The organism is Streptomyces sp. NPDC092370 (assembly GCF_044755265.1).
Classification (GTDB): domain Bacteria; phylum Actinomycetota; class Actinomycetes; order Streptomycetales; family Streptomycetaceae; genus Streptomyces.
Genome location: NZ_JBIVQO010000005.1, coordinates 290,733 through 313,345, shown reverse-complemented (window position 1 = coordinate 313,345; position 22,613 = coordinate 290,733). Strand labels below are relative to the sequence as shown.

Annotated in this window: 20 protein-coding genes and 1 tRNA gene; 9 read left to right on the top strand and 12 right to left on the bottom strand. The window is 71.9% G+C overall.

Annotated elements, in window-relative coordinates; all coding sequences use genetic code 11:
* Positions 1 to 226 precede the first annotated feature (226 nt).
* Positions 227 to 1,360 (top strand): acyl-CoA dehydrogenase family protein, encoded by a 1,134-nt coding sequence (locus ACIQHQ_RS18355; RefSeq protein WP_402612931.1) that lies wholly within the window; start codon positions 227 to 229, stop codon positions 1,358 to 1,360.
* Positions 1,361 to 1,374: 14 nt separating this feature from the next.
* Here ACIQHQ_RS18355 and ACIQHQ_RS18350 read toward each other — a convergent pair whose 3' ends face one another.
* The 4 genes from ACIQHQ_RS18350 to ACIQHQ_RS18335 form a co-directional block, all read right to left on the bottom strand.
* On the bottom strand, positions 1,375 to 1,704 hold the full coding sequence (locus ACIQHQ_RS18350) for a rhodanese-like domain-containing protein (protein ID WP_033309945.1): 330 nt from the start codon (positions 1,702 to 1,704) through the stop codon (positions 1,375 to 1,377).
* An 89-nt stretch (positions 1,705 to 1,793) separates the two neighbouring features.
* Positions 1,794 to 2,633: a hypothetical protein gene (locus ACIQHQ_RS18345; protein ID WP_402612930.1), complete on the bottom strand. Its 840-nt coding sequence runs from the start codon at positions 2,631 to 2,633 to the stop codon at positions 1,794 to 1,796.
* Positions 2,634 to 2,879: 246 nt separating this feature from the next.
* Positions 2,880 to 4,319 carry a DUF2252 domain-containing protein gene (locus ACIQHQ_RS18340; protein ID WP_402612929.1) on the bottom strand — a complete coding sequence of 480 codons (1,440 nt, stop codon included), beginning with the start codon at positions 4,317 to 4,319 and terminating at the stop codon, positions 2,880 to 2,882.
* Between the two features lie 142 nt (positions 4,320 to 4,461).
* The gene (locus ACIQHQ_RS18335) at positions 4,462 to 5,133 is read right to left on the bottom strand and encodes a ScbR family autoregulator-binding transcription factor (RefSeq protein WP_402612928.1); all 672 of its coding nucleotides are present in this window, start codon (positions 5,131 to 5,133) and stop codon (positions 4,462 to 4,464) included.
* Between the two features lie 157 nt (positions 5,134 to 5,290).
* Between ACIQHQ_RS18335 and ACIQHQ_RS18330 the strand changes: the two genes are divergently transcribed.
* Both ACIQHQ_RS18330 and ACIQHQ_RS18325 read left to right on the top strand, forming a co-directional pair.
* Complete coding sequence (locus tag ACIQHQ_RS18330; RefSeq protein WP_402612927.1) at positions 5,291 to 6,475, top strand: ScbA/BarX family gamma-butyrolactone biosynthesis protein; 1,185 nt, start codon at positions 5,291 to 5,293, stop codon at positions 6,473 to 6,475.
* A complete protein-coding gene (locus ACIQHQ_RS18325; RefSeq protein WP_402612926.1) occupies positions 6,472 to 7,392 on the top strand; it encodes an NAD-dependent epimerase/dehydratase family protein in 921 nt (306 codons plus the stop codon). Before ACIQHQ_RS18330 ends, ACIQHQ_RS18325 begins: the two co-directional genes overlap by 4 nt.
* On the opposite strand, the gene ACIQHQ_RS18320 is transcribed toward ACIQHQ_RS18325, so the two are convergent.
* The 3 genes from ACIQHQ_RS18320 to ACIQHQ_RS18310 all read right to left on the bottom strand — a co-directional run bounded on the left by ACIQHQ_RS18320 (position 7,340) and on the right by ACIQHQ_RS18310 (position 10,869).
* On the bottom strand, positions 7,340 to 8,683 hold the full coding sequence (locus ACIQHQ_RS18320; RefSeq protein WP_402612925.1) for a cytochrome P450: 1,344 nt from the start codon (positions 8,681 to 8,683) through the stop codon (positions 7,340 to 7,342). The genes ACIQHQ_RS18325 and ACIQHQ_RS18320 overlap by 53 nt on opposite strands.
* Positions 8,684 to 8,948: 265 nt before the next feature.
* Positions 8,949 to 9,608 (bottom strand): response regulator, encoded by a 660-nt coding sequence (locus tag ACIQHQ_RS18315; RefSeq protein ID WP_402613072.1) that lies wholly within the window; start codon positions 9,606 to 9,608, stop codon positions 8,949 to 8,951.
* Positions 9,598 to 10,869, bottom strand: a complete 1,272-nt coding sequence (locus tag ACIQHQ_RS18310; RefSeq protein WP_402612924.1) for a sensor histidine kinase — start codon at positions 10,867 to 10,869, stop codon at positions 9,598 to 9,600. The genes ACIQHQ_RS18315 and ACIQHQ_RS18310 overlap by 11 nt, the downstream gene beginning before the upstream one ends.
* A gap of 156 nt (positions 10,870 to 11,025) precedes the next feature.
* Here ACIQHQ_RS18310 and ACIQHQ_RS18305 point away from each other — a divergent pair, with 156 nt between their 5' ends.
* Both ACIQHQ_RS18305 and ACIQHQ_RS18300 read left to right on the top strand, forming a co-directional pair.
* On the top strand, positions 11,026 to 11,751 hold the full coding sequence (locus tag ACIQHQ_RS18305; RefSeq protein ID WP_402612923.1) for an ABC transporter ATP-binding protein: 726 nt from the start codon (positions 11,026 to 11,028) through the stop codon (positions 11,749 to 11,751).
* Positions 11,745 to 14,183, top strand: coding sequence for an FtsX-like permease family protein (locus ACIQHQ_RS18300; RefSeq protein WP_402612922.1), 2,439 nt, complete (start codon positions 11,745 to 11,747; stop codon positions 14,181 to 14,183). Before ACIQHQ_RS18305 ends, ACIQHQ_RS18300 begins: the two co-directional genes overlap by 7 nt.
* 118 nt (positions 14,184 to 14,301) lie before the next feature.
* Here the strand turns inward: ACIQHQ_RS18300 and ACIQHQ_RS18295 are convergent, their stop codons facing one another.
* Positions 14,302 to 15,873, bottom strand: coding sequence for an alpha/beta hydrolase (locus ACIQHQ_RS18295; RefSeq protein WP_402612921.1), 1,572 nt, complete (start codon positions 15,871 to 15,873; stop codon positions 14,302 to 14,304).
* Between the two features lie 448 nt (positions 15,874 to 16,321).
* Here ACIQHQ_RS18295 and ACIQHQ_RS18290 point away from each other — a divergent pair, with 448 nt between their 5' ends.
* Both ACIQHQ_RS18290 and ACIQHQ_RS18285 read left to right on the top strand, forming a co-directional pair.
* Positions 16,322 to 16,849 carry a hypothetical protein gene (locus tag ACIQHQ_RS18290; RefSeq protein ID WP_402612920.1) on the top strand — a complete coding sequence of 176 codons (528 nt, stop codon included), beginning with the start codon at positions 16,322 to 16,324 and terminating at the stop codon, positions 16,847 to 16,849.
* A gap of 34 nt (positions 16,850 to 16,883) precedes the next feature.
* Positions 16,884 to 17,249: a hypothetical protein gene (locus ACIQHQ_RS18285; RefSeq protein ID WP_402612919.1), complete on the top strand. Its 366-nt coding sequence runs from the start codon at positions 16,884 to 16,886 to the stop codon at positions 17,247 to 17,249.
* Here the strand turns inward: ACIQHQ_RS18285 and ACIQHQ_RS18280 are convergent.
* Positions 17,218 to 17,589 carry an NAD-binding protein gene (locus tag ACIQHQ_RS18280; protein WP_402613071.1) on the bottom strand — a complete coding sequence of 124 codons (372 nt, stop codon included), beginning with the start codon at positions 17,587 to 17,589 and terminating at the stop codon, positions 17,218 to 17,220. The two genes, ACIQHQ_RS18285 and ACIQHQ_RS18280, sit on opposite strands and share 32 nt — an antisense overlap.
* 344 nt (positions 17,590 to 17,933) lie before the next feature.
* Here ACIQHQ_RS18280 and ACIQHQ_RS18275 point away from each other — a divergent pair, with 344 nt between their 5' ends.
* The gene (locus tag ACIQHQ_RS18275; RefSeq protein WP_402612918.1) at positions 17,934 to 18,449 is read left to right on the top strand and encodes a hypothetical protein; all 516 of its coding nucleotides are present in this window, start codon (positions 17,934 to 17,936) and stop codon (positions 18,447 to 18,449) included.
* Between the two features lie 103 nt (positions 18,450 to 18,552).
* The gene (locus ACIQHQ_RS18270) at positions 18,553 to 20,085 is read left to right on the top strand and encodes an SPFH domain-containing protein (RefSeq protein WP_402612917.1); all 1,533 of its coding nucleotides are present in this window, start codon (positions 18,553 to 18,555) and stop codon (positions 20,083 to 20,085) included.
* 250 nt (positions 20,086 to 20,335) lie between these two features.
* On the opposite strand, the gene ACIQHQ_RS18265 is transcribed toward ACIQHQ_RS18270, so the two are convergent.
* The 3 genes from ACIQHQ_RS18265 to ACIQHQ_RS18255 all read right to left on the bottom strand — a co-directional run bounded on the left by ACIQHQ_RS18265 (position 20,336) and on the right by ACIQHQ_RS18255 (position 22,238).
* Entirely contained in the window at positions 20,336 to 20,842 is a 507-nt protein-coding gene (locus ACIQHQ_RS18265; RefSeq protein ID WP_402612916.1) for a DinB family protein, read from the bottom strand.
* Positions 20,843 to 20,890: 48 nt separating this feature from the next.
* Positions 20,891 to 21,319 (bottom strand): JmjC domain-containing protein, encoded by a 429-nt coding sequence (locus ACIQHQ_RS18260; protein ID WP_402612915.1) that lies wholly within the window; start codon positions 21,317 to 21,319, stop codon positions 20,891 to 20,893.
* Between the two features lie 832 nt (positions 21,320 to 22,151).
* Positions 22,152 to 22,238, bottom strand: a tRNA-Leu gene (locus ACIQHQ_RS18255).
* Between the last annotated feature and the right edge of the window lie 375 nt (positions 22,239 to 22,613).

Sequence of the window (22,613 nt, the reverse complement as noted above, 5' to 3'; positions counted from 1 at the left end):
GCCGTCACCACACCGCGCAGGTGACCGTACGGCGCGTGCGCCCGACCGGGAGCCGCGGTCCCCCTGGTCCACAGGGGACCCCCGCAGGTTATCCACAGGGCGGCCCGGCCGGTCGTCCACAGGAGTGACACCCTACGGCGCCCGCCCGTACACCCATTCCCTTCTTCTAGAACCTGTTCTATCTTGACGCTCCGTCAGCTCAACGGGATCCGGAAGGACAGGCACCGTGGACTTCACCTTCACCGAGGAGCAGCAGGCGGCGGCCGAGGCGGCAAAGGGCGTATTCGCCGGGGTCGCGCCCGACACCGTGCCCAGTCCGGCCCTCACCCCGGGTGCCGTCGCCGAGACGTACGACCGCGCCCTGTGGGCCAGGCTCGCCGACGCGGACCTGCTGAGCCTGCTGCTCGACCCGCGCCACGGCGGGGCCGGCCTGGACGCCGTCGCGCTGTGCCTGGTGCTGCGGGAGTCGGCACGCGTGCTGGCCAGGGTGCCTCTGTTGGAGAGCAGCGCGGCGGCGGCGGCCGTCCAGGCCTACGGCGGTGACGGGGCGAAGGCGGACCTGCTCGCCCGGGCCGGCCGGGGCGAGCTCGTCCTGACCGTCGCCGTGCACGGCCGCACCGGCCACGACCCGGCCGAGCAGGCCGTGACCGCCCGGCAGGACGGCGGGACGTGGGTGCTGGACGGGGTGCAGACGGCGGTGCCGTGGGCCTACGACGCGGATGTCACGGTCGTCCCCGCGCACACCGGCACCGGCCGTACCCTGCTGGCGCTGGTCCCGCGCGGGCTCGAGGGAGCCGTCCTCGCCGAGCAGTTCTCGACCAGCGGCGAACGGCTCGGAGAGCTGCGGCTGGAGTCGGCGCGACTCGCCGCCCGGGACGTGATCGAGACCGACGGAGCGTGGGAGTGGCTGCGGGATCTGCTGGCCACCGGGACGTGTGCGCTGGCGCTCGGTCTCGGGGAGCACGTGCTGCGGATGACCGGGCAGTACACGAGCGAGCGTGAGCAGTTCGGGTTCCCGATCGCCACCTTCCAGGCCGTCGCCGTGCAGGCCGCCGACCGCTACATCGACCTGCGCGCGATGGAGGCCACCCTGTGGCAGGCCGCGTGGCGGATCGCCTCCGGGGCACCGGGGGCCCTGCCCGCAGCCGGTGACGTGGCCGTCGCCAAGATCTGGGCGTCGGAGGGCGTCCGCCGGGTCGTGCAGACCGCGCAGCATCTGCACGGCGGGTTCGGCGCCGACGTCGACTACCCCCTGCACCGGTACCACGCCTGGGCCAAGTACCTGGAACTGTCACTCGGCCCGGCGGCGGCCCACGAAGAGGTCCTGGGCGACCTGCTGGCCGCCCACCCACCGGCCTGACGGAACGGGCGGGTCTAGAGGACGAACCCCTGCTGCCCGTCGTCCGTCACGACGGGGCGACCGGCCGCCTCCCACACCTGCATGCCACCGTCGACGTTCACGGCGTCGATGCCCTGCTGGGCCAGATACATCGTGACCTGGGCGGAACGGCCGCCCGAACGGCAGATCACATGGACCCGGCCGTCCTGCGGGGCGGCCTCGGTCAGCTCGCCGTAGCGGGCGACGAACTCGCTGATCGGGATGTGCAGTGCCCCTTCGGCGTGACCGGCCTTCCACTCGTCGTCCTCCCGGACGTCCAGCAGAAAGTCGCCGTCCTTGAGGTCCGCGACCGCGACCGTGGGCACACCAGCTCCGAAAGTCATGCGTCCGACGCTACCGGAACCGGCCCGAACGCCGGCCGGGGCACGGCCCGGCCCCGGCCCCCGCCCTCGTCTCAGCTCTCGCCCGCGCCCTCGCCCTCGCCCTCGCCGAGCAGCGCGGCCAGTTGCGTCTCGCGCTCGGTGACCTGGGCGAGCAGCCCCTGCCCGATCTCGTCCAGGAGCCGGTCCGGGTCGTCCGGAGCCAGCTGGAGCATGTGGCCGATGGCGCTGTCCTCCAGTTCCCTGGCGAGCAGGGCGAGCAGCTCCTTGCGCTGGGCGAGCCATTCGAGGCGGGCGTACAACTCCTCGGCGCGGCTCGGGCCCCGCTTCAGCTCGGGTCCCCTGGCCCATTCCTCGGCGAGCTCGCGCAGCTCCGCCTCGTCGCCCCGGGCGTAGGCGGCGTTGACCCGCGTGATGAACTCCTCGCGCCGCCGACGCTCCTTCTCCTCCTGCGCCAGGTCCGGGTGGGCCTTGCGCGCGAGGTCGCGGTAGAGCCTGCGGGCCTCATCGCTGGGGCGGACCCGCTGCGGGGGCCGGACCGGCTGGTCCGTGAGCATCGCCGAGGCCTCCGGGAACAGCCCGCTGCCGTCCATCCAGCCGTGCAGCAGTTCCTCGACGCCGGGAATGGGGGCGAGGCGTGCTCTGGCCTCCTCGGCCCGTTGCCGGTCGGCGGGGTCGCCGCTGCGGGCGGCTCTGGCTTCAAGGATCCGGGCGTCCAGTTCCTCGAGCCGCGCGTACAGCGGCCCGAGCTTCTGCTCGTGCAGCCGGGAGAAGTTCTCGACCTCGACGCGGAAGGTCTCCACCGCGATCTCGTACTCGATCAACGCCTGCTCGGCGGCCCGCACGGCCCGCTCCAGCCGCGCCTCCGGCCGTGCGGCGTCGCCACCATCCTGCTCAGCTTCCGGGGTCGTCACCCGACCAGCCTAGGTGACGGACCTCCTGGGGCCTCGCCCCGGAGGACAGGGCCGGTGACGTCCCGTACCCCGGCGCCGCGACCGACCGGGCGACACGGACAGCCCGGGCACACTCGCGCCGACCACCGACCACCGACCACCGACCGAGCCCGCCTCCGCACCCCGCAGGGACGTGCGGACGGGAAGACCTGGGCCGACGACGGCCCCGCCCGGCCCGCGCGCCCCCGCACCCCCGTCTCGGCCGCCCTACACCCCCATCTCCGCCGCTACCTTCCCCGCCTTCACCCCGGCCACCAGCTCCGCGTGATCCGCTTCGGTCCGGTCCGCGTACGCCACGGCGAAGGCCGCCATCGCCTCGTCCAGCTCCTCGTTCTTCCCGCAGTACCCGGCGATGAGCCGCGGATCGGCGCTGTGCGCGTGGGCGCGGGCCAGGAGCGCGCCGGTCATGCGGCCGTAGTCGTCCAACTCTTCGGGGGCGAGGGCGGCCGGGTCGACGCTGCCCTTGCGGTTGCGGAACTGGCGGACCTGGAAATGGAAGCCGTCGACCGTGGTCCAGCCCAGCAGGCTGTCGCTCACGACCTGCATCCGCTTCTGGCCCAGCACCACCCGCCGGCCTTCGTGACCGGCGTCCGGTACCTCGAAGCCGGCCGTCGCCAGATGCGGTACCAGCGCCGACGCCCGTGCCTCCTTCACCTGCAGCACCAGCGGCTCGCCCCGGTGGTCCAGGAGCAGCACGACGTAGGACCGGGTGCCGACGCTGCCCGTGCCGACGACGCGGAAGGCCACGTCCTGCACCGCGTGCCGGGCGAGGAGCGGCAGGCGGTCCTCCTGAAGGGTGCCGACGTACTCCTCCAGGGAGGCCGCCACCGCCGAGGCCTCCGCGTCCGGGACGCGCCGCAGCACCGGCGGGGCGTCGACGAAGCGGCGCCCGCCGTCCTCGGTGTCCTCGGTCGACTTGGCCGCGAAACGGCCGCTGGTGTTGTGGCGGGCCTTCTCGGAGACCCGCTCCAGCGTGCCGAGCAGATCATGGGCGTCCGTGTGGGAGACGAGCTCCTCGTCCGCGATGGCGTTCCACGCGTCCAGCACCGGGAGCCTGGACAGCAGCCGCATGGTCCTGCGGTAGGCACCGGCCGCGTCGTACGCCGCCTTGCGGCACTGGTCCTCGTCGGCACCCGCCACCCGGCCCGCGAGCACCAGGGAGGCCACGAGCCGCTTGAGGTCCCACTCCCAGGGTCCGGGCACCGTTTCGTCGAAGTCGTTCAGGTCGATGACCAGTCCGCCGCGCGCGTCGCCGTACAGGCCGAAATTGGCCGCGTGGGCGTCGCCGCAGATCTGGGCACGGATCCGGGTCATGGGCGTGCGCGCGAGGTCGTGGGCCATGAGGCCCGCCGCGCCACGCAGGAAAGCGAAGGGGGTGGCGGTCATACGGCCGACCCTGATCGGCGCCAGCTCGGGCAGTCGCCCGCGGCCCGACTCCTCGACCGCGCTCACCGCGTCGGGCCGGGACGCGTCCAGGTCGAGCGTGGCGTGCGCGCTGCGCGGGACCCGCTTGCGCAGGGCCTTGCCCTCGTCCTGGGGCGAGTCCTCGGCCGGCCATGCGGCGAAGCCGCGCACCCGGGGCAGCCGGCGCATCGCCCCGTCCCCCGCCGTGGTCCCGCCCTCGTCCTGAGCTCCAGCCCTGGTCATCCCGACCGCCTCCCCCGCACGCGCACGAACATCAACCCTGTGCCGACCGTACAACCGGCGGGCGTAACGCGTCAGACCCTGTGGACAACTCCACAGATGTGGGCGACCGCGCCGGGCCCATACTGCGGGACCGCTACGCCCGTCAGGGCACGGAGGTCTCCGCGGCCACCGCCGCTTCCCCCTCCGCCCGCACCTGCGCCAGCACCTTCTCGGCGCGGTCCACCGTGATGTCGAGCCGGGCCAGCACCGCGGGCACGGTGATGCTGGGCAGGAAGTGCTCGAACAGGACGACGACACGGCGCTCCAGATCCTGCCGCTGGCAGCGCAACTGGGACAGCAGCTGCACGCCGGAGAAGCTGCCGACCAGCAGTTCCGCCGTCTCCGCCACGTCGACGTGCTGGAGCAGTTCGCCCCGCGTCTTCGCCTCGCTCAGCAGCTGTACGTTCTGGTCGATCCACATCTGGAAGGCAGGGGTGCGGTCGAGGTCCATGGCCCCCTGGTCGAGGGCGAGCCCCACACTGGCCCGCACCAGCGGCTCGGACCGCAGCCGGCGCGCCATGACCAGACCGGAGTCGACGAGCTCCTGGAGCTTGCTGGACTGCGGCGGGAGCGTGATCGCGAGCTGCTCCTCGAACACCCCGACCGCCAGCTCCTCCTTGGAGCCGAAGTGGAAGTACAGCGCGCCCTTGGTGACGCCGGCCCGGTCCAGGATCTCGCCGATGGTCGCCGAGGTGTAGCCGCGTTCGTCGAAGACGGCCGCCGCCGCCTCCAGGATGGTCCGCCGGGTGCGGATCGCGCGCTCCTGTCGCGCCATCGGGTGCCTCCTGATCTCCGTCGATCCCTGTGAAGTCGCTGTCCGGCGAGGGCGCGAGAGCCTGTCCCAGCGGTTTGTCCCACTTTGGAAATAACCGGTTCGTCCGTATCTTAGTCAGGCGTCGACCGCGGCCAGGCAGCCGATCCTGGGGGTTCTCATGCCGCAGACAGGGCCTTTAAGCGCACTCACCGACGATCAGACCGGACGCGGGGGCCGTCCGGCAAACGGAACTGCTACGACCGTCGAGAACCCGCCACAGGCCGAGGTGCACCGGGGGGTCGCGCCACCGCGTCCCACCGCCGAGGAACCCGCATCACCGGCCACCGCCACCGCGCAACCCGCATCACCGGCCACCGCCACCGCGCAACCTGCGGCGTCGGCCACGACAGCCGCAGAGCCGGCGCCGCCGTCCCCCGTCACCGAACACCCTGTCCCCCACTTCCACACCGCCGTCACCAAGGAACTCGCCCACCGCACCACAGAGACGGACGTCTTCCCCACCCGGTGGGCCCGAATCTCCGACACGCGTTTCCGGTTCACCGCGCACTGGCCGGCCGCCCACTCCTTCTTCGGCCCCGTGGACGACCGGCACCAGGACCCGATGGTCGTGGGCGAAACGTTGCGGCAGGCGTCGATGGTGCTGGCGCACGCCGAGTTCGGCGCCCCTGCCGACACACATTTCGTCATGTGGGACCTGACGGTCTGCGTCGACCCGTCCGCGCTGCTGCTGGCGGACGCCGCCGAACCGGTCGAGGTCGACGTCGTGTGCTCCGAGATCCGCCGCCGCGGTCGCGGACTGCACAGCATGCGGACCACGATGGAGTTCCGCCGCGCGGGACGGTTCGTCGCCCGCGGCACCGGCAGCACCGGCTGCACCTCCCCGCGCGCCTACCGCCGCCTGCGGGCGGCGAAGCTGGACGCCCCGGACACGCCGGTGCCGCTGCTGCCCGGCATACCGCCGCGGGCCGCGGGACGGGCCCGCCCGGAGGACGTCGTCCTCGCCCCCGCCGACCGCCCCGGCGTATGGCACCTGCGCGTCGACACCGGCCACCCGGTCCTCTTCCAACGGCCCAACGACCACGTCCCCGGCATGATCCTGTTCGAGGCGGCCCGCCAGGCCGCGACCGCCGCGTCCGGCCTGCGCCCCTTCCTGCCGGGCACCATGACGGCCGGCTTCACCCGGTACGCCGAACTGCACAGCCCATGCCGGATAGAGACCGAGGTACTCACCGAACACCCCGGCGAGACGACCGTCCGGGTGTCGGGGCGGCAGGACGGCGAGTCCGTCTTCACCGCCACCCTGACCTGCGCCCGGCCGGCGCCGGTACGGTCCCTGTCGTGACGGTCAAACTTTTAATCACAGGCGCGAGTGGCTTCGTGGGCAACCGGGTCGCCGCCACGGCCCAACGGCATCCGGACGTCCACGTCCGTCTGTTGTCCCGGCACGCACCGCCCGGCCCCGAATACGTCCACGGCGACCTCTGCGCCCCGCCCTCCCTGCGCGGCGCGTGCGCCGACATCGACGTCCTCGTGCACTGCGCCTCGCGGATCAGCGGCGCCGCAGAGACCGTCCAGGCGGTCAACGACCACGGCACCCGGGCCCTGGTCGAGGAGGCCGTGCGCGCCGGAGTGCGCCGGATCGTGTACGTCAGCACGGCCGCCGTCCTCGGCCGGGGCCCGTTCCGCGGCGTACGCCCCGGGGAGGTGCCGATCGCACCCGCGTCGCCCACCAGCCGCACCCGGGCCGCCGCCGAACGGTACGTCCTCGACGCCGGCGGTCTGGTGCTGCGTCCCCACCTCGTGTACGGCGAGGGCGACCGCTGGGTGATCCCCGGCCTGGTGTGGCTGATGAACGAATTGTCGGCCACCCTCACCGGCTGCGAGGCGCTCCAGTCGATGATCGACGTCGGCACCCTGGGCCGAGCGGTGGTGGCCGCCGCCCTCTCCCCGGCGTACGGCGGCGGTGTGCGTCACGTGGGCCAGCCCGAGCCGGTGGCGGTTCCCGACCTGCTGGCCGCCGTGGGCCGGGAGTTGGGCGAATGTGGCGGCGGTGCGGCCGTGGACGTCGCCACCGCCCTGGACCGGGCCGCCGGGTCCCCGCTCGCCCTCCATCACCTCGGCATGCTCACCGTCGACCACTGGTTCGCGGACGACACGTTCTGGAAGGACGTCGACTGCTCACCCGGCGAGGGATTCGGGGCAGCGTTCAGCCTCGCGGCGCCCTGGTACCGCGCGTTCCTCCAGGGCCGGGTTTCCTGATCGCCGCAGCATCGGCCTCGGCCTCGGTCTGCTGCGGGCGCGGGCCCGGACTCCGGCCGTGCAGCAGCACCGGCAGCTCCTCGTGGCCGGTGGAGATGATGGAGCGAAGCCGCTTCGGCGGCTGCGACGGGTCGGCCAGGGCCAGTCGCGGGAAGCGCGCGAACAGCGACGTCAGGGCCACGGTCGCCTCGGCCATGGCCAGGGGCCGGCCCAGGCAGTGGTGCACGCCGTGGCCGAAGGAGACGTGGTCGCGGCTGGTGGCGCGCGTGACGTCGAACCGTTCGGCGTCCGGCCCGTGCCGCTCGGGGTCGCGCCCGGCACCGGCGAAGGAGACCACGAGCGGCTCGCCCCTGGGGATGGTCAGGCCCGGCTCGATCTCGATGTCCTCGACGGCGTAGCGCAAGCCCGACATGGCGCCCGGTGCCTCGAAGCGCAGCGACTCCTCCAGGGCGTCCTCCCAAGTCGCCCGCCCGGAGCGGACGAGGTCGAGCTGGTCGGGGTGGGCGAGCAGGCTGTGCACCGTGTTGTCGATGAGGTTGACGGTCGTCTCGAAGCCCGCGGTGAGCAACAGGATCAGGTTGTCCATCAACTCCTGCTCGCTGAGGCCGCCTTCGTCCCGCGCGGTGATGAGTGCCGTCGTCAGGTCGTCGGCCGGGTGCTCCCGCTTGTGCTGGAGGAACGCGGTCAGCGTGCCGTAGAGGTCGACGGCGTTGGCCTGGGCGTCCTCCAGGGTGATCGCCGTGTCGAAGAAGCGGTTGATGATGCGGTAGAGGGCCGCGCGCGGGCCGTCCTCGCCGGCCGGTACGCCGAAGAGCTCACACACCACCTCGTGCGGGATCGGCGCCGCGAACGCAGCCCGCAGATCGAGGACTTCGCCCTCCGGGACGCCCTCCAGAGCGTCGAGCGCCCGGTCGACGATCTCCTGGACGCGCGGCACCAGCGCGTCGACACGGCGCTTGGTGAAGGCGGCGGCCATGGGCTTGCGCAGCCGGCTGTGGTCGGATCCGTAGGCGGTGACCATGTTGCGCACCGAGACCCAGATGGCGAGCGGCCAGGTGCGGGAGATGTCGCCGTTGATCCAGGCCGGCCAGTGCTGGTAGGCGTCCTTGCTCGTCTCGGGGCCGGCCAGCAGCCGCTTGTTCAGCTCCAGGCCGGTGATCCACCACGCCCGTACGCCGCCGGGGAGTTCGACCTCCACGGCCGGGCCCTGGGCACGGATGCGGGCGATCTCGCCGTAGAGGTCCTGACCGGACGGGTCGATCGACAGGAAGGGGCAGGCCTGCTGTGCCATGACTCATCGCTCCTCGGTCCAGAGGCTGGGGGACCATGGTGCGATCCGGTCGGCGGCGAAACTTGCCAACCGGTTTGTTTTGGCCACCGCTTCACCCACTGTTGGCCAGGGGTGGGTCATCACCGCGGCGTCAGACGGGTCCGGACGGCCCGGCCCTGTCCGGTCACCCGTGGCTTGCCCGCACGGCTCTGACGGCCACGCGATGAGACCGACTCGCCGGTCGTCGCACGACGCGTCGACGACAGCGGCGCCTTGCGGACACCTGCTAGGCCCGCAGATACGCCAGCACGGCCAGCACCCGGCGGTGGGTCGCGTCCGCCGGCGGCAGGTCCAGCTTGGTGAGGATGCCGGAGACGTGTTTGCCCACGGCCGCCTCGGAGACGACCAGTTCGCGGGCGATCGCACTGTTGGACCTGCCCTCGGCGATCAGCGCCAGCACCTCCCGCTCGCGCGGGGTGAGCCGCTCCAGCGGGTCGCGGCGGCGTCGCAGCAACTGCCGTACGACCTCGGGGTCGACGACCGTGCCGCCGTCGGCCACCTTCCCGAGCGCCTCGACGAACTCCTCGACCTGGCCGACGCGGTCCTTGAGCAGATAGCCGACACCCGTGCCGTCGCCGGAGTCCAGCAGCTCGGCGGCGTAGCGGCGCTGCACGTACTGGCTGAGGACCAGCACGGGCAGCGTGGGACGCTCCTCGCGCAGCCGCACAGCCGCGTGCAGCCCCTCGTCCTGGAAACCGGGTGGCATCCGCACGTCCGTGACGACCACGTCCGGGTCGTGCTCCCCGACGGCCCTCACCAGGGCCTCGGCGTCCCCCACGGCCGCGACGACCTCGTGCCCACAGCGTGTGAGCAGTCCGACGAGCCCATCCCTGAGCAGCACGCTGTCCTCCGCCAGGACGACCCGCAGCGGCCGCTCAACTCGCAGGGTCACAAGGGATCTCCACACGCAGCAGGGTCGGTCCGCCGGGCGGACTGGACAGGGAGAGTCTGCCATCGAGCACCGACACCCGGTCGGCGAGCCCGGTCAGCCCGCTGCCCTGCCCGGCCCGTGCCCCACCGCGCCCGTCATCGCGTATCCACAGCAGCAGCCGCCCGTCGCGGTGCCCGCCGCTCACCGCGGCCCGGCTCGCGCCGCTGTGCCGGCCCACGTTGGCGAGCGCCTCGCACACCACGAAGTAGGCAGCGGCCTCGACCGCCGGGGAAAGCCGCCCCGGCAGGTCCAGGTCGACGTCCACGGGCACGGCCGAACGGTCCGCGGCGTCGGCGACGGCGGCTTCGAGGCCGTAGTCGGCGAGGACCTTGGGGTGGATGCCGTGGATGAGCTCGCGCAGTTCCGCGAGGGCGGCGTCCGCCTCCCGGTGCGCCGTGGCGAGCTGGTCGGCGAGCGGTCCGGGCGGGGCGTCGAGACGGGCCAGCCCGAGCGTCATCGTCAGGGCGACGAGCCGCTGCTGCGCCCCGTCGTGCAGATCTCGCTCGATGCGGCGCCGCTCGGCCTCGAAGGCGTCCACCAACCGCACCCGGGACCGCGCCAGTTCGGCCACCCGGGCCCCGAGATCGGCCTCCTGCGGTGCGATCAGCAGCCGTACCAGCCCGGCCCGGGCACCGGCCACCACGCCCAGCAGACAGACGCCCAGCGCGAGCAGGACCAGCCCGAGGACGGCACACCCGACGGCAGCGGGCCAGGTGGTGACCAGCCACACCTTGAGGACCTTCGCCTCGCCGAGGACGGCCATGAGCAACGGAGTCGCCACCACGGAGAGCGGTCCCAGCAGGAGAACGGTGAACGCGAGGGCGTCGGCCGGCCACAACAGCCCCGCGAACAGCAGGGCGTGACCCAGCTCCCGCCAGGTGGCCCGCTCCCGCAACCGGGTCGACAGCCAGGCCCGCAGCCCCGGCTCCCCGGGCACCCGGTGCGGGTCGGGCACCGGCTCGGCGTCGACCAGCCGCAGCCGCAACCGCTCCACCGCCGCCACCGGAAGGCCCGCCAGAGCCGTCCCGAGCAGCAACGGCAACCCCACCAACGCGAGCGCCAGCAGCCCGCCGGCCGCCACCGACACCACGATCCCCACGAGCACGACGGCACCGGTCACCGCGCCGGTGAGCAGGTATCCGGCCGCCCGCCACGGCCACGCCGACAGCAGGTATCCGGGGCGGGACAGGGCCTGCCACACGTTCCGAGGATGCATGGGGACCACCGTAGAAGCGGGCCGCGCCGACGGCCATGGGCTCTGGCGGAGGCCCGGGGGTATGCCTGGCCCTACCCCAGGTCTAGGCCCCGCCGCACTGCGCCGGCCCGCCCCCGCCCGGTTTCGTGGAAGCGACACCGACACCAGGGGGAACCCATGACACACGACGCCGTCCGGCTCGACGCCGTCACCAGGACGTACGGCTCCGTGACCGCACTCCACGGAGTCTCGCTCGCGTTCCCGGCCGGGACCTTCACCGCCGTCATGGGGCCCTCCGGCTCCGGCAAGTCGACGCTGCTGCAGTGCGCGGCCGGTCTGGACCGGCCCACCTCCGGGTCCGTCACCGTGGGCGGCACCGGGCTGACCGGGCTGAGCGAACGCCGGCTGACCCTGCTGCGGCGCGAGCGCGTCGGGTTCGTCTTCCAGGCGTTCAACCTGCTGCCCTCGCTGACCGCCGAGCAGAACGTGGCCCTGCCCCTGCGGCTGGCCGGCCACCGCGTCCCGGCAGCCCGGCTGCGCCAAGTGCTGGAGCAGGTCGGTCTCGCGGACCGGGCCCGGCACAGACCGTCCCAGCTCTCCGGCGGCCAGCAGCAACGTGTCGCTCTGGCCCGCGCGTTGATCACCCGGCCGGATGTGCTGTTCGGCGACGAGCCGACCGGTGCCCTGGACACCCGGACCGGACGCGAGGTGCTCGGACTGCTGCGCGGCATGGTCGACCGCGAGGGCCAGACGGTCGTCATGGTCACGCACGACCCGGTGGCCGCCGCGTACGCCGACCGTGTGGTCTTCCTCGTCGACGGGCGCGTGAGCGGGGAGTTGACCGGCGCCGGCGCCGACACCATCGCCACCCGCATGACCCGCCTGGAGGTCGTGCCGTGCTGAGCGTCACCCTGCGCACCCTGCGCACCCGCTGGACCACCTTCACCGGCAGCTTCGTCGCGCTCTGCCTGGGCGTGGCCCTGCTCACCGTAACGGGCCTGGCCCTGGCCTCGACGGTCACTGCCCCTGAGCGGGGCCCCGAGCGCTTCGCGGCCGCCCCCGTCGTGGTCAAGGGCCGGGACACCCTGCGCGTGCCGACCCCGAACGGCGCCCGTGAATCCCCCCTCGCCCACCCGCGCCCCGTACCGGCCGCGACCCTCGCGCGGCTGCGGCACCTGGGCCCGGTCGTCGAAGACCGCTCGTTCCCCGTCCGGGCCGAGGGCGGGCCCGCCGACCTGGTGGGCCACCCCTGGTCCACCGCCGCGTACGCCCCCTACGACCTCGCCACCGGCCGGGCACCGCACACGGCCGACGAGGCCGTCGTCACCGGCGACTGGGCGCACCCCGGCCAGCGGGTCCGCACCGGCCACGGCACCGTACGCGTCGTCGGCACCCTCATCGCACGCGGCTTCGAGAACGCCGTCTTCTTCACGGACGCCCGCGCCGCCCGGATGGAGGGCTCCACAGCGCAGTTGGTCGTGCATGCCGACCCGGCGTCCGTACGGAAGGCGGTCGGCGACAGCGCCCGGGTCCTCACCGGCGGCGCGCGCCGCCTCGCCGACGCCGACCCCGGCCGGGACCGCGAGACGCTCACCGCCATGAACGCCCTGTTCGGCACCGCCGGCGGCGTCACCGCCTTCGTGTCGGTCTTCGTCGTGGCGTCGACCTTCGCCTTCGCGGTCGCCCAGCGACGCAAGGAGTTCGCCCTGCTGCGCACCGCCGGGGCCACCCCGGCCCAGATCCGCCGGAGCGTCCTCGCCGAGGCACTCGCCGTCGGCGTCCTCGCCTCGGCCGCCGGCTGCGCGCTGGGCGCCCGGGGGGCACCGCTGCTGGTCGCCCGGCTGATCGACGACGGCCTCGCCCCCGCCTGGTTCACCCTCGGGGAGCACACCTGGCCGTACCACGCGGCCTTCTGGACGGGCCTGCTCGTCGCCCTGTGCGGGGCGACCGCGGCCTCCTGGCGAGCCGGCCGCACCGCCCCCGCCGAGGCCCTGCGCGAGGCAGTCGTGGACAGCGGGCCCCTGACCCGGGGCCGCCTGCTGTGCGGCACGGCCCTCCTGCTCACGGCCGCCCTGCTGACGGCCCTCTCCCTCATCGGCGATCCGTCCGACCTGCTCCACCGCAAGACGTACGTCAGCCGTCCCATGCTGCTGATCACCGCGACCGCCCTGCTCGCCCCCCTCGTGCTGCGCCCCCTGACGCGGGTGCTGACCTGCCTCCCCTCGGCCGTGGGCATGCTGGTCCGGGAGAACACGGCCACCGGAGTCCGCCGGACCGCCGCGCTCGCGGCCCCCGTCCTGGTGACGGTCGCTATCGCCGGTTCACTCCTCGGTGCCACCGCGACCCTGCGACAGGCGAAGACCACCGAGGCGAGCGACCGCACCACCGCCGCCTTCGTCGTCACCCCGGTGTCCGGAGCGGGCTTCGACGCGGACACCCTGCGCAGACTGCGTGCGGTACCGGGGGCACGGATCTCCCCGACGTCCTCGACGGCCGTCCACGTCCTGGAGGACGGCGTGGCTCTGATGCGCTCCGAGGCCCGCGCCGCGATCCCCGGCGACCTCGCCGCCACCACGCGCCTGCCGCTCGCGGCGGGCAGACCGGGCGACCTCGACGACGACTCGATCATCGTCAACGAGGAGTGGCAGCGGCACCGGGTGGGCGACCGGGTCGAGGTGTGGCTCGGTGACGGGACGCCGCGCACCCTCCGCGTCGCCGCGGTGATGACCACCGGCACCGGCGGAAACGGCGTCTACGTCACCCCGCGCAACGCCCCCGGCGCCATGGTCGACCGCGTGGACGTGGCACTCGAGGACGGCACGGCCCCGGCCACCGTGGCCACGGCCCTGCGCGAGGCGCTCGGCACGGGGGACGGCCGGGTCCTCACCCGGGAGGCGTGGCTCCGGGCCACCCGTCCCGACACCAACCGCACCACCGGCCTCGGCCTCTTCCTGGTCCTCGGTATCGCCCTGCTCTACACCGGCATCTCCGTGGTCAACACCACGGTCATGGCGTCCTCCGACCGGATCCGCGACCTGGCCGTGCTGCGGCTGGCCGGAGCCACCCGGTGGCAGCTGCTGCGGCTGACCGGCGCCGAGGCCCTGACAGCGGTCGCGGCCGGCGCGCTCCTCGGCGTGATGGTCACCTGCGTCAACCTGGCCGGCCTGTGGAGCGCCCTCGCCCTGCTGTCGGTGCGGCCCGCCGTCACCCTCCCGTGGGAGGCGCTCGGCACGACGGCGGGCGCCTGCGCCCTGCTGGCCGTGGCCGCCGCGACGGCCCCCGCCGCCCTCGCACTGCGCCGCCGCCCGGCGGACCTGGCAGGGGTACGCGAGTAGGCCCTCCGCCCGGGTCTCCCGGATCCCGAAGTCCATCGCATCCCCTGAACTGGGGGTGTCGCGACGACCACCGGAACGGAAGCCCGCAGGGGGAGGGCCTTCCCAGGGCCCCTGACGATCAGAAGCGGCTGACCATCCCCGGGACGCCCGGGGGCGTCGGGAGCGGCAACCGGTTGGGGGTGTTGCGTTCGCCGGCGGCCTGGCAGGTCATGTCCTTCGCGGGGAGCTTGCCGGTGGTCAGGTAGGCGGTGGCCGTCTTGTCGGCGCACGACTTGGTGCCGTAGATGCCGTGTCCGACACCTCCGGCGACCGTGACCATCCTCGAGCCCGTCATGACGCGGCGCAGACCCTGGCCGCTGGTCAGCGGCGTCTGGGAGTCCCACTCGTTCTGGAGGATCAGCGCGCCCACCTTGTTGCCGATCCTGGTGGCGGGTTCGCTGCCGCTCTTCTTCCAGAAGGCGCACGGCTTGATGTGGGAGGCGAAGTCGCCGTACAGCGGGTACCTGGCCTTGTCCCGGATCGCGTCTTTGCGGTACTGCTCCGGATCGCGCGGCCACGCACGGGTGTCGGCGCAGACGACGGCCCAGAAGCCGGCGTCACCGTTGTCCTCGGGCACGGTCCGCCCGAAGGACGGCGGAACCGGCTCGGGCGTCTTGAGCTCCCGGTCCACGGACGGGCGAGCTCCGGTGGCGGCCTTCTTCAGCTCGGCGATCGCTTCGGCGGCGGCGCGCGCGTCGAAGAACACGCCCCGGAGGCCGTGGCGGATGTCGTCGCCGGTCAGCAGCGTGCCGTCGAGGTCGATCGGCTTGCGGTCGGCCTGAGCGACCAGGTCGTAGAAGGTCTTGCGGACCGCCTCGGGAGTCCGGCCCAGCTTGTAGGTGGCATGCCGCGCGGCGGTCCACTCGGTCCATCGGGTGAAGGCGGGCTCGGCGCCCTCCGCCCAGACCTGGATCATCCCGCGCCAGATGCGGGCCGGGTCGACGGCGCTGTCCAGCACGAAGCGGTCGGTGCGCTTGGGGAACATCTGCGTGTAGACGGCGCCGAGGTAGGTGCCGTAGGAGTATCCGAGATAGGAGACCTTCTTCTCGCCGAGCACGGCGCGGATGACGTCCATGTCCCGGGCGGTGTTGCGGGTGGTGATGTGGCGGAGCTTGTCGCCCTGCTTCTTGTCGCATTTCTCGGCGACGGTCCGGGCCCACTTCACGTCCTTGGTGAACGTCTCGGCTTTGTAAGGCCGTTCCCAATTCCGCTCCTCGGACGTCAGGCCACAGCCGACGGGTGAACTCCGGCCGATGCCCCGCGGGTCGAAGCCGACCAGGTCGTACTTGTCCTTCACGGACTTCGGCAGCTCGCCGGCCATGTACTGCGGCATGTCGACACCCGGTCCGCCCGGACCACCCGGGTTGAGCAGAAGCACACCGCGCCGTTCCTTCTTGACGCTCGTCTTGATCCTCGATATCGCGAGGTCGAGCTTCTTGGCGCCCGGTCTGCCGTAGTCGAGCGGCACCTTGATCGTGGCGCACTGAAGAGAGGCGGGCAGCTCCGTGTCGCAGCGGTGCCAGGCCGGTTTCTGCTGGAGGTAGGGGCGGAGGGGGTTCTCGGCGGCGGATGCCGTGGCGGGGGTCAGCGCGGGGACCAGCGTGGTGACGGCGCTGACCGCCAGGAAGAGGGGTATTCGACTGTTGCGCACGTGCGTGGGGTCCTTGGGTCGACGCGTACGGGACGCAACCACCCTGCCGCGCACGGAATGCGGATTGATCACTCCACGGGGCAGTGTTTCTCCGACCGTGGACGTACGGGGAGTCGGGGCGGATCCTGCTGGAGTCGGACAACCGCGACCGGCTCTTCGCCATCCGCATCGAGTCGCGTGCTGAAATGAAGTTGAGCCGTGTACGATTCCAAGTGGTCGGCTTTTCAAGGATTTTCTTCGCTCTCTTGCGGTGCCAGTGGTGAAACCACCGGCGTCTTCGACAAGAGGCCTGCTTCATGTAGGACGTTCCGGTCGATAACCGTGATCCTTTTCACGCGTTCTCTCTTATGCCGGACCTCCCACGGGATGTCGGAGTCTCGTCCGTGATCGCCTCCATGACCTGGAGGCGAATACCACGGAACCGTCTCCATGACCGGGAGACGAAGGAATGACCACTGGGGAATCCACCATGCGCAAGACCACCACGCGCCGCGTCTCTCTGGCCGGAATAGCCGCCGTCACCAGTGCGGCCCTGCTCGCCACCGCGGCTCCGAGCGCCACGGCCGCCGACGACGGCCGGGGAAGGGCTCACTCCGTGGCTGCCTCAGCCGCGACGCAGTCTCCTGAACTGACCGCCGAGCAGCGCCAGTTCATCGGGCAGGAGATGGGACCGGAGGCCTTGGCCGAGATCGAGAAGGCCATGAGCCGGTCCGGTGGCTTCGCGTTCCCGATCGCCGCGGCGGCCATCGGTGCGGCGGCATGGTGCGCCAAGGGAGCACTGGCGAGCATTCCCACCTCGGTGCTCAGCGACATCGCGGCGGGCAAGGCGTCCAGCAAGAAGACCTACGTCAGGAACGCCGTCATCGGCTGCCTCGGTGGAGAGATCGGGGGCGTCGTCTGGAAGTTCCTGCCGGGCTGGGTCAAGAACAAGGCCATCAACATGGTGATCGCCTTCATCATCAAGTACATCCGCTGAAGTTGCTCGGCGCCGCGCGAATCCTGGGGCATTCATGGCCTACATGTTCATTTTCGGTTGTTTCCTCCTGCTGGGCGTAGCCAGTGCGTTGGCCGCACGCACCGGGTACCGGGGCAAGGTCTGTGACCGGTCCGACGGGTACGAGGTCCCCGCTGAGGTGAAGTCCGACCCCGGGCTGAGGAAACGGGCGAACGACCTGGTGGCCTTCTGGTGCACCGGGGCCGCGGTGCTCAGCTTCGCTCCGTTGGTGCCGATCGGCACGGTCATCATGAGCGGCGGTGGCCGAACGGTCGGCATCTGGGGACTTGTGGTCCTCGCCCTCTACGGCTTGGCCGTGGTGATCGTGGGTGCCTACCCGTTCGAGAAGATCAAGAGCCTGGGCCGGTCCACCGAGAGGTGAACGGAGCAACGGCGGTGAGCCGCCCAAGCACGGCTTCCAGCGGGCCGACGCGGCTTCCTCGCGGCAGCCGCCGCGGTGCTGGTGGCCGCAGAGGGCGCAGCGCTTCAACCACCGTGACAGCAAAGGCTGACGGACCGGCGAATCCAAAGAGGCTGTCCCGCGCAGTGTGCGGGATGGCCTCTTTGGGCAGCGGCCCTTGACCAGGCCGCTGCCCGCTGGGGGAGGGGAGCCCGTCGCTGTACTTCTGGACAAGCCGGGCGTCGGTATCGATACCGAGGACGTCCCAGCCTCGCCGCATCAGCTCGCCGGCCAGCGAGGAGCCGAAGCGGCCGAGCCCGATGACGGCGACGCGCTGGGCACCGCCATGGGCGTCGGTCTGCGTCGCACGCTTGCGGCGGCGACGGCGCAGGGCGTGCAGCCGGACCCCCGTTCGACGAGGCTTCTCCGCCTTCTTCCGTCAAGATCCCGACCGGACTTCCCGGCACACCGGTGGGGACGGTACCGGTTCCTGACGCGGTGTCATTGAGCATCGCCAGGGGCCATGCCCGCCGACCGTCCGACTGTTCGGGGTGCGGCATTGAAGCAGCGTAAAGATTGCCGGAATCAGGCAATGTCTCGCCCGGTGTCGACGTGTGACGATGCCTGAGACAGCGGGGGAAGGGCAAGGAGGGGCGGTGTGCGCGGATGGCCTGGTTTCTGGGGCTCGGCATAGCGGGGGTCGTCCTCCTTGCCCTGTCGTTCGTTCTCGACGGCGTACTGGAGGGACTGCTCGACGGAGTCGCCGTGGTGGACGGCCTGCTCGACGGGCTGCTGTCGCTGCCGGTGATCGCCGGGTTCTTGTCCATGCTCGGTTTCTCGGGGGCGATCGTCATGGGGACGACCGGACTGGGCCCGGTGGGAGCCACGGTGATCGGGGTACCGGCCGGTGTCCTCACCGGCTGGTTCGCCTGCCGCCTGAGCCGGGTTCTGATGCGTGACTCCTCCGGCGCCGCTCCGCGTGAGGCCGACTTGATCGGCGCATCCGGTTCGGTGGTGACCGCGATCCCCGCCGAGGGCTACGGCGAGGTGCTGGTGCACTTGGCCGGGCAGCCGATGAAGTTCGCGGCCAAGAGTCCGGTTGCCGTGGCCCGAGGAGCCGAGGTCTGGGTCGAGCAGGCGCTGTCGCAGTCGGCGGTGTCCGTGCGCCCGGTCGAACGCTGACCCGGCGAAGCGGTCCTCTTTTCCGGCACCCGGCCGAGGTGCCGTTCCCATCCACCCATCCTTACCGAATGCCGTCCTCAGGGAGGGCTGAGGGGACATCACCATGAGTTCTGTCGCCATCGCGGTGGGAGGAGTCGTCGTACTCCTCGTGCTGCTCGCGCTGGTCGTCGTCAGCCGGTACAAGGTCGCCGGTCCGAGCGAGGCGTTCATCGTCACCGGGCGGCGCGGCAAGACGGCCACCGATCCGGAGACCGGGCGGGTGTTCACCGACAACAGCGGCCAGAAGGTCGTGGTCGGCGGCGGCGTGTTCGTCGTGCCGTTCGTGCAGCAGAGGTTCACCCTCGACCTGTCCTCGCGGCACATCCCCGTCGCGGTGCGCGGCGCGGTCACCCTGCGCGGAGTGAAGGCCAACCTGGAGGGCGTCGCCATCGTCAAGGTCGGCGGCACCGAGGACGCCATCCGCGCCGCCGCCCAGCGGTTCCTGATGCAGCAGGACGGCATCGTCGGCTTCACCCAGGAGGTGCTCTCCGGCGCGCTGCGCGCCATTGTGGGCCGTATGTCGGTGGAGGACATCATCCGGGACCGGGCCGCGTTCGCCGGACAGGTGGCGGAGGAGGCGGAGGCGAGCCTGTCCGGGCAGGGCCTGGTGCTGGACGCCTTCCAGATCCAGGACATCACCACCGAGGGTTCCTACCTCGAGGACCTCGGCCGTCCCGAGGCCGCCCGCGCCAAGCAGGAAGCCGACATCGCCGAGGCGGTCGCCCGACGGGCCGCCGAGCAGGCGCGGCTGAAGGCGGAGGAGGAGATCGCGATCGCGCAGCGGACCTTCTACCTCAAGCAGGCCGAGATCAAGGCCGAGACCGACGAGGCCGCGGCCCGGGCGGCGGCGGCCGGCCCGCTCGCGGAGGCCGCACGTCAGCAGGAGATCCTCGCCCAGCAGGAGAAGGTCGCCGTGCGTCAGGCCGAACTGACCGACCGTCAGCTCGATACCCAGGTCCGCAAGCCCGCCGACGCCCAGCGGTACGCCGCCGAGCAGGAGGCGGAGGCCAAGCGCGTGGCCCGCGTGAAGCAGGCCGAGGCGGAGCGGCTGGCCGCCATCGCCGCCGCGCAGGCGGAGGCCGAGCGGTCCCGGCTCACGGGTGAGGGCGAGAAGCAGCAGCGCAGCGCGCTGGCCGAAGCGCAGGCCATCGAGGGGCTCAAGCAGGGCGAGGCCGAGCGGTCCCGGCGTGGGGCGATCGCCGAGGCGGTGCGGCTGGAGGGCGAGGCCGAGGCGGCGGCGATCGGTGCGAAGGGGGCGGCCGAGGCCGAGGCGATGCGGAAGAAGGCCGACGCCTTCGCCCAGTACGGCGATGCGGCCGTGCTGCAGATGCTCGTCGAGGTGCTGCCGCAGGTGGTCGCGAAGGCGTCCGAGCCGCTCAGCGCGGTGGACAAGATGACGGTCATCTCCACCGACGGCGCGAGCCAGCTGTCCCGCACCGTCGCCGACAACGTGGCCCAGGGCGTCGAACTCCTCAGCTCGACCACGGGAGTCGATCTCGCCGAGTTGCTGAAGAGCGTCACCCAGCGCAACGGTGACGTCCAGCCCTCGACCACGCCGGCCTCCGCCGAGGCCAACGGAAAGATCCAGGTCGGCTGAGAGCAGACAGCCGGCACAGGGGCCCGCGCGGCATCGAGCCGCCGGGCCCCGTCCTGGGAGATGTGGGCAGACGGCACTGCCGGTCCTGGCAGCCGGTCCGTTCACCGGCTGCCGGATCCTCGCAGCGTTCCGCACCGAAGCCCTCCCGAGCACGACCGGCGCGACACCTCCGAGCCGTCCATCCGCGTCGGCGCGAATGACAACGGCTCTCCTGTGTACTGAAGTCGGCCAGGGTAAAAGGGCTCGCGCGTCAGACGCCGACGGATCCGTCGAGGCCCTCGCGCAGGAAATCGGCGTGCCCGTTGTGCCGGGCGTACTCGTGGATCATGTGGAGCATGACCATGCGCAGCGACACCCTCTGGTCCTTGCGGCGGTCGTGCGCGATGACGTCCGGGGACTCGGCCACCGCCTCGATGCGGCGGGCGTGCTCGATCTCCGCCCGCCAGGCGTCGAAGGCCTCCTGCCGGTCCGCCTCACGGGCGTCGTAGGCGACCTGGAAGTCGAAGTCGTCCGACCAGACGAGCGGGATGTCCTCGCCGTTGATGATTCTGCGGAACCAGGACCGCTCCACCTCGGCCATGTGCCGCACCAGGCCGAGCAGGGAGAGGGTCGAGGGCGGCATCGACTGCCGGCGCAGCTCGTCGTCGGTGAGGCCCTCGCATTTCAAGGCCAGCGTCGCACGGTGGAAGTCGAGGTAGCCGCGGAGCATTTCACGCTCGTCGGCGATCGCGGGAGGGCCAACGCGTTCGGTCGTCACTGTGATCCTTGCGGTGTGTCGTGTCGTCGTGTCCGCCGGCGGACACCGTTAGTCGTACGGCGGCGGGTTCCACAGCCGCCACCGCTTGGTGCCCTCGGTCTGCACGATGAACAGGTCTACCGGGTCGTGGTGCGGGGAAAAGCCCTGCTTGCCGGCCGGCGTGAGGAAGGCCACGCAAGTCGGTCCGGGCGCCGAACTGCTCCACACGATGGTGGCGCCGGCACCGAAGAGCTCGTACACCTTCTGCGCGTCGACCGTGTCGGTCACGTCCGTGCCCTGCCCGGTGACCGTCTTGGTGTAACCCTTCTCGGGGACGCCCTGCCCCTTGAGGTTGCCCCGCAGGTAGGGCGGCCGATGATCTCCGACTGGGAGGGCAGCAGTCCGAGGCCCACCCGCTTGATCGCTTGCACACCCGTCGGCCCGCCCCTGGTCATGGTTCGCCCAGTCGCCGACCCGGCTGTCCTTCTTCGTGGTCATGCCCGCGCCACCTGGCTCGTCGACGCACCATGCCCCCAGCTTCGCTCCGACGCCGAAGGCCACCGCCGCACGGTGTGCCCCGCCGAAGCCAACCGCACCCAGTGCCCCCTCAAGGCGTACACCCTCGGGCGCGGTGTCCCCCTCCTCGTGATCGACCCGGAGCCCGGCCCGGCCGGCCCCACCTCCTGCCGCGAGCAGCGCACCATCACCAGCCCGGACCCGGAGCCGACCTGCGCCGGACGGCGGCCCTGGCGGCCTGGTAACGCCGGCCGGACGGACCGTCCGCCCACCGGCGGACGGTCACCGCCGGGCGGCACCACCCTCTGGCGGCAGCCCCTCCCGTACGGCTCCGAGACCAGGCAGCGCTCCATTTCCGCGCAACAGCATCGTGGGCAGGAACGGCTACGCCAAGGACACCCTGCGTGAACGTCTCGAGAATCCTGGCAGCCGCCGCATCCGTGGCATCGCTGCCCAGACCATCCTCCTGGCCTTCCAGCCCGGACACGCCGAGAAACGCGAACTCACCGCCTGGGCCGATGCCATAGCCGTCAACGGCAACCGCCCCCGGCGCCGCCCGCCCACCGCCGCAAGAACCAAGCCCCTGGACTCCCAAGGGCTACGACACGAAGCAGGAAGAGACCAAGTTGATGAGTGAGACTGCACACATCCCGGTGAGCCACTGAAGATCAACAACCGCAGAACCCGACTGCCCCGCGGCCCACCAGCCGCCGGGCCGTCATGCGTGTAAGCATCATCACACCGCAGCCGACCTGCTGGACATGCCGAAACGGGCTCATCGTGATCACGATGAGCCCGTTTCGTCGGTACTCCATGGTGCGCGAGGGGGGAGTTGAACCCCCACGCCCTTGCGGGCACTGGAACCTGAATCCAGCGCGTCTGCCTATTCCGCCACCCGCGCATTGGGTGAGTCCTGGGCGTCTGCCCCTTGGGGCGGGCGCCTTCCGACACCCAGAACATTAGCACGCTGGAAGGGGTGGGTTCACATCCCTTGTCACCGCAGGCAGAGCCCCCGCCGAACCATCGATGTCCCCGCCACGTATCAACGCGTACCGGTTCACGTATCAACCTCGTACCGGTACCCGCCGTCTCCGCAGGAGGGGGTCCGGGTCCACAGTCAGGTGCGGGACACTGGTCCACGGCCGCCTCTACGATCCATGTCAGGCATACGTGAGGCGGTTACGCGCAGCAGTACCACCGGAGGAGTTCGAAGACGAGCTCCACAGGGAACTTCGTCCTGCGTCGACACCCGTCGGCGGGGCTGACAGGGGGAACC

Excerpts from the sequence above, each read along its gene's own strand:
- ACIQHQ_RS18285 (WP_402612919.1), top strand. The coding sequence starts at position 16,884 with ATGGCCTACATGTTCATTTTCGGTTGTTTCCTCCTGCTGGGCGTAGCC.
- ACIQHQ_RS18290 (WP_402612920.1), top strand. The coding sequence starts at position 16,322 with ATGACCACTGGGGAATCCACCATGCGCAAGACCACCACGCGCCGCGTC.
- ACIQHQ_RS18270 (WP_402612917.1), top strand. The coding sequence starts at position 18,553 with ATGAGTTCTGTCGCCATCGCGGTGGGAGGAGTCGTCGTACTCCTCGTG.
- ACIQHQ_RS18275 (WP_402612918.1), top strand. The coding sequence starts at position 17,934 with ATGGCCTGGTTTCTGGGGCTCGGCATAGCGGGGGTCGTCCTCCTTGCC.
- ACIQHQ_RS18340 (WP_402612929.1), bottom strand. The coding sequence starts at position 4,319 with ATGACCAGGGCTGGAGCTCAGGACGAGGGCGGGACCACGGCGGGGGAC.
- ACIQHQ_RS18335 (WP_402612928.1), bottom strand. The coding sequence starts at position 5,133 with ATGGCGCGACAGGAGCGCGCGATCCGCACCCGGCGGACCATCCTGGAG.
- ACIQHQ_RS18305 (WP_402612923.1), top strand. The coding sequence starts at position 11,026 with ATGACACACGACGCCGTCCGGCTCGACGCCGTCACCAGGACGTACGGC.
- ACIQHQ_RS18310 (WP_402612924.1), bottom strand. The coding sequence starts at position 10,869 with ATGCATCCTCGGAACGTGTGGCAGGCCCTGTCCCGCCCCGGATACCTG.
- ACIQHQ_RS18330 (WP_402612927.1), top strand. The coding sequence starts at position 5,291 with ATGCCGCAGACAGGGCCTTTAAGCGCACTCACCGACGATCAGACCGGA.
- ACIQHQ_RS18260 (WP_402612915.1), bottom strand. The coding sequence starts at position 21,319 with ATGACCACGAAGAAGGACAGCCGGGTCGGCGACTGGGCGAACCATGAC.
- ACIQHQ_RS18320 (WP_402612925.1), bottom strand. The coding sequence starts at position 8,683 with ATGGCACAGCAGGCCTGCCCCTTCCTGTCGATCGACCCGTCCGGTCAG.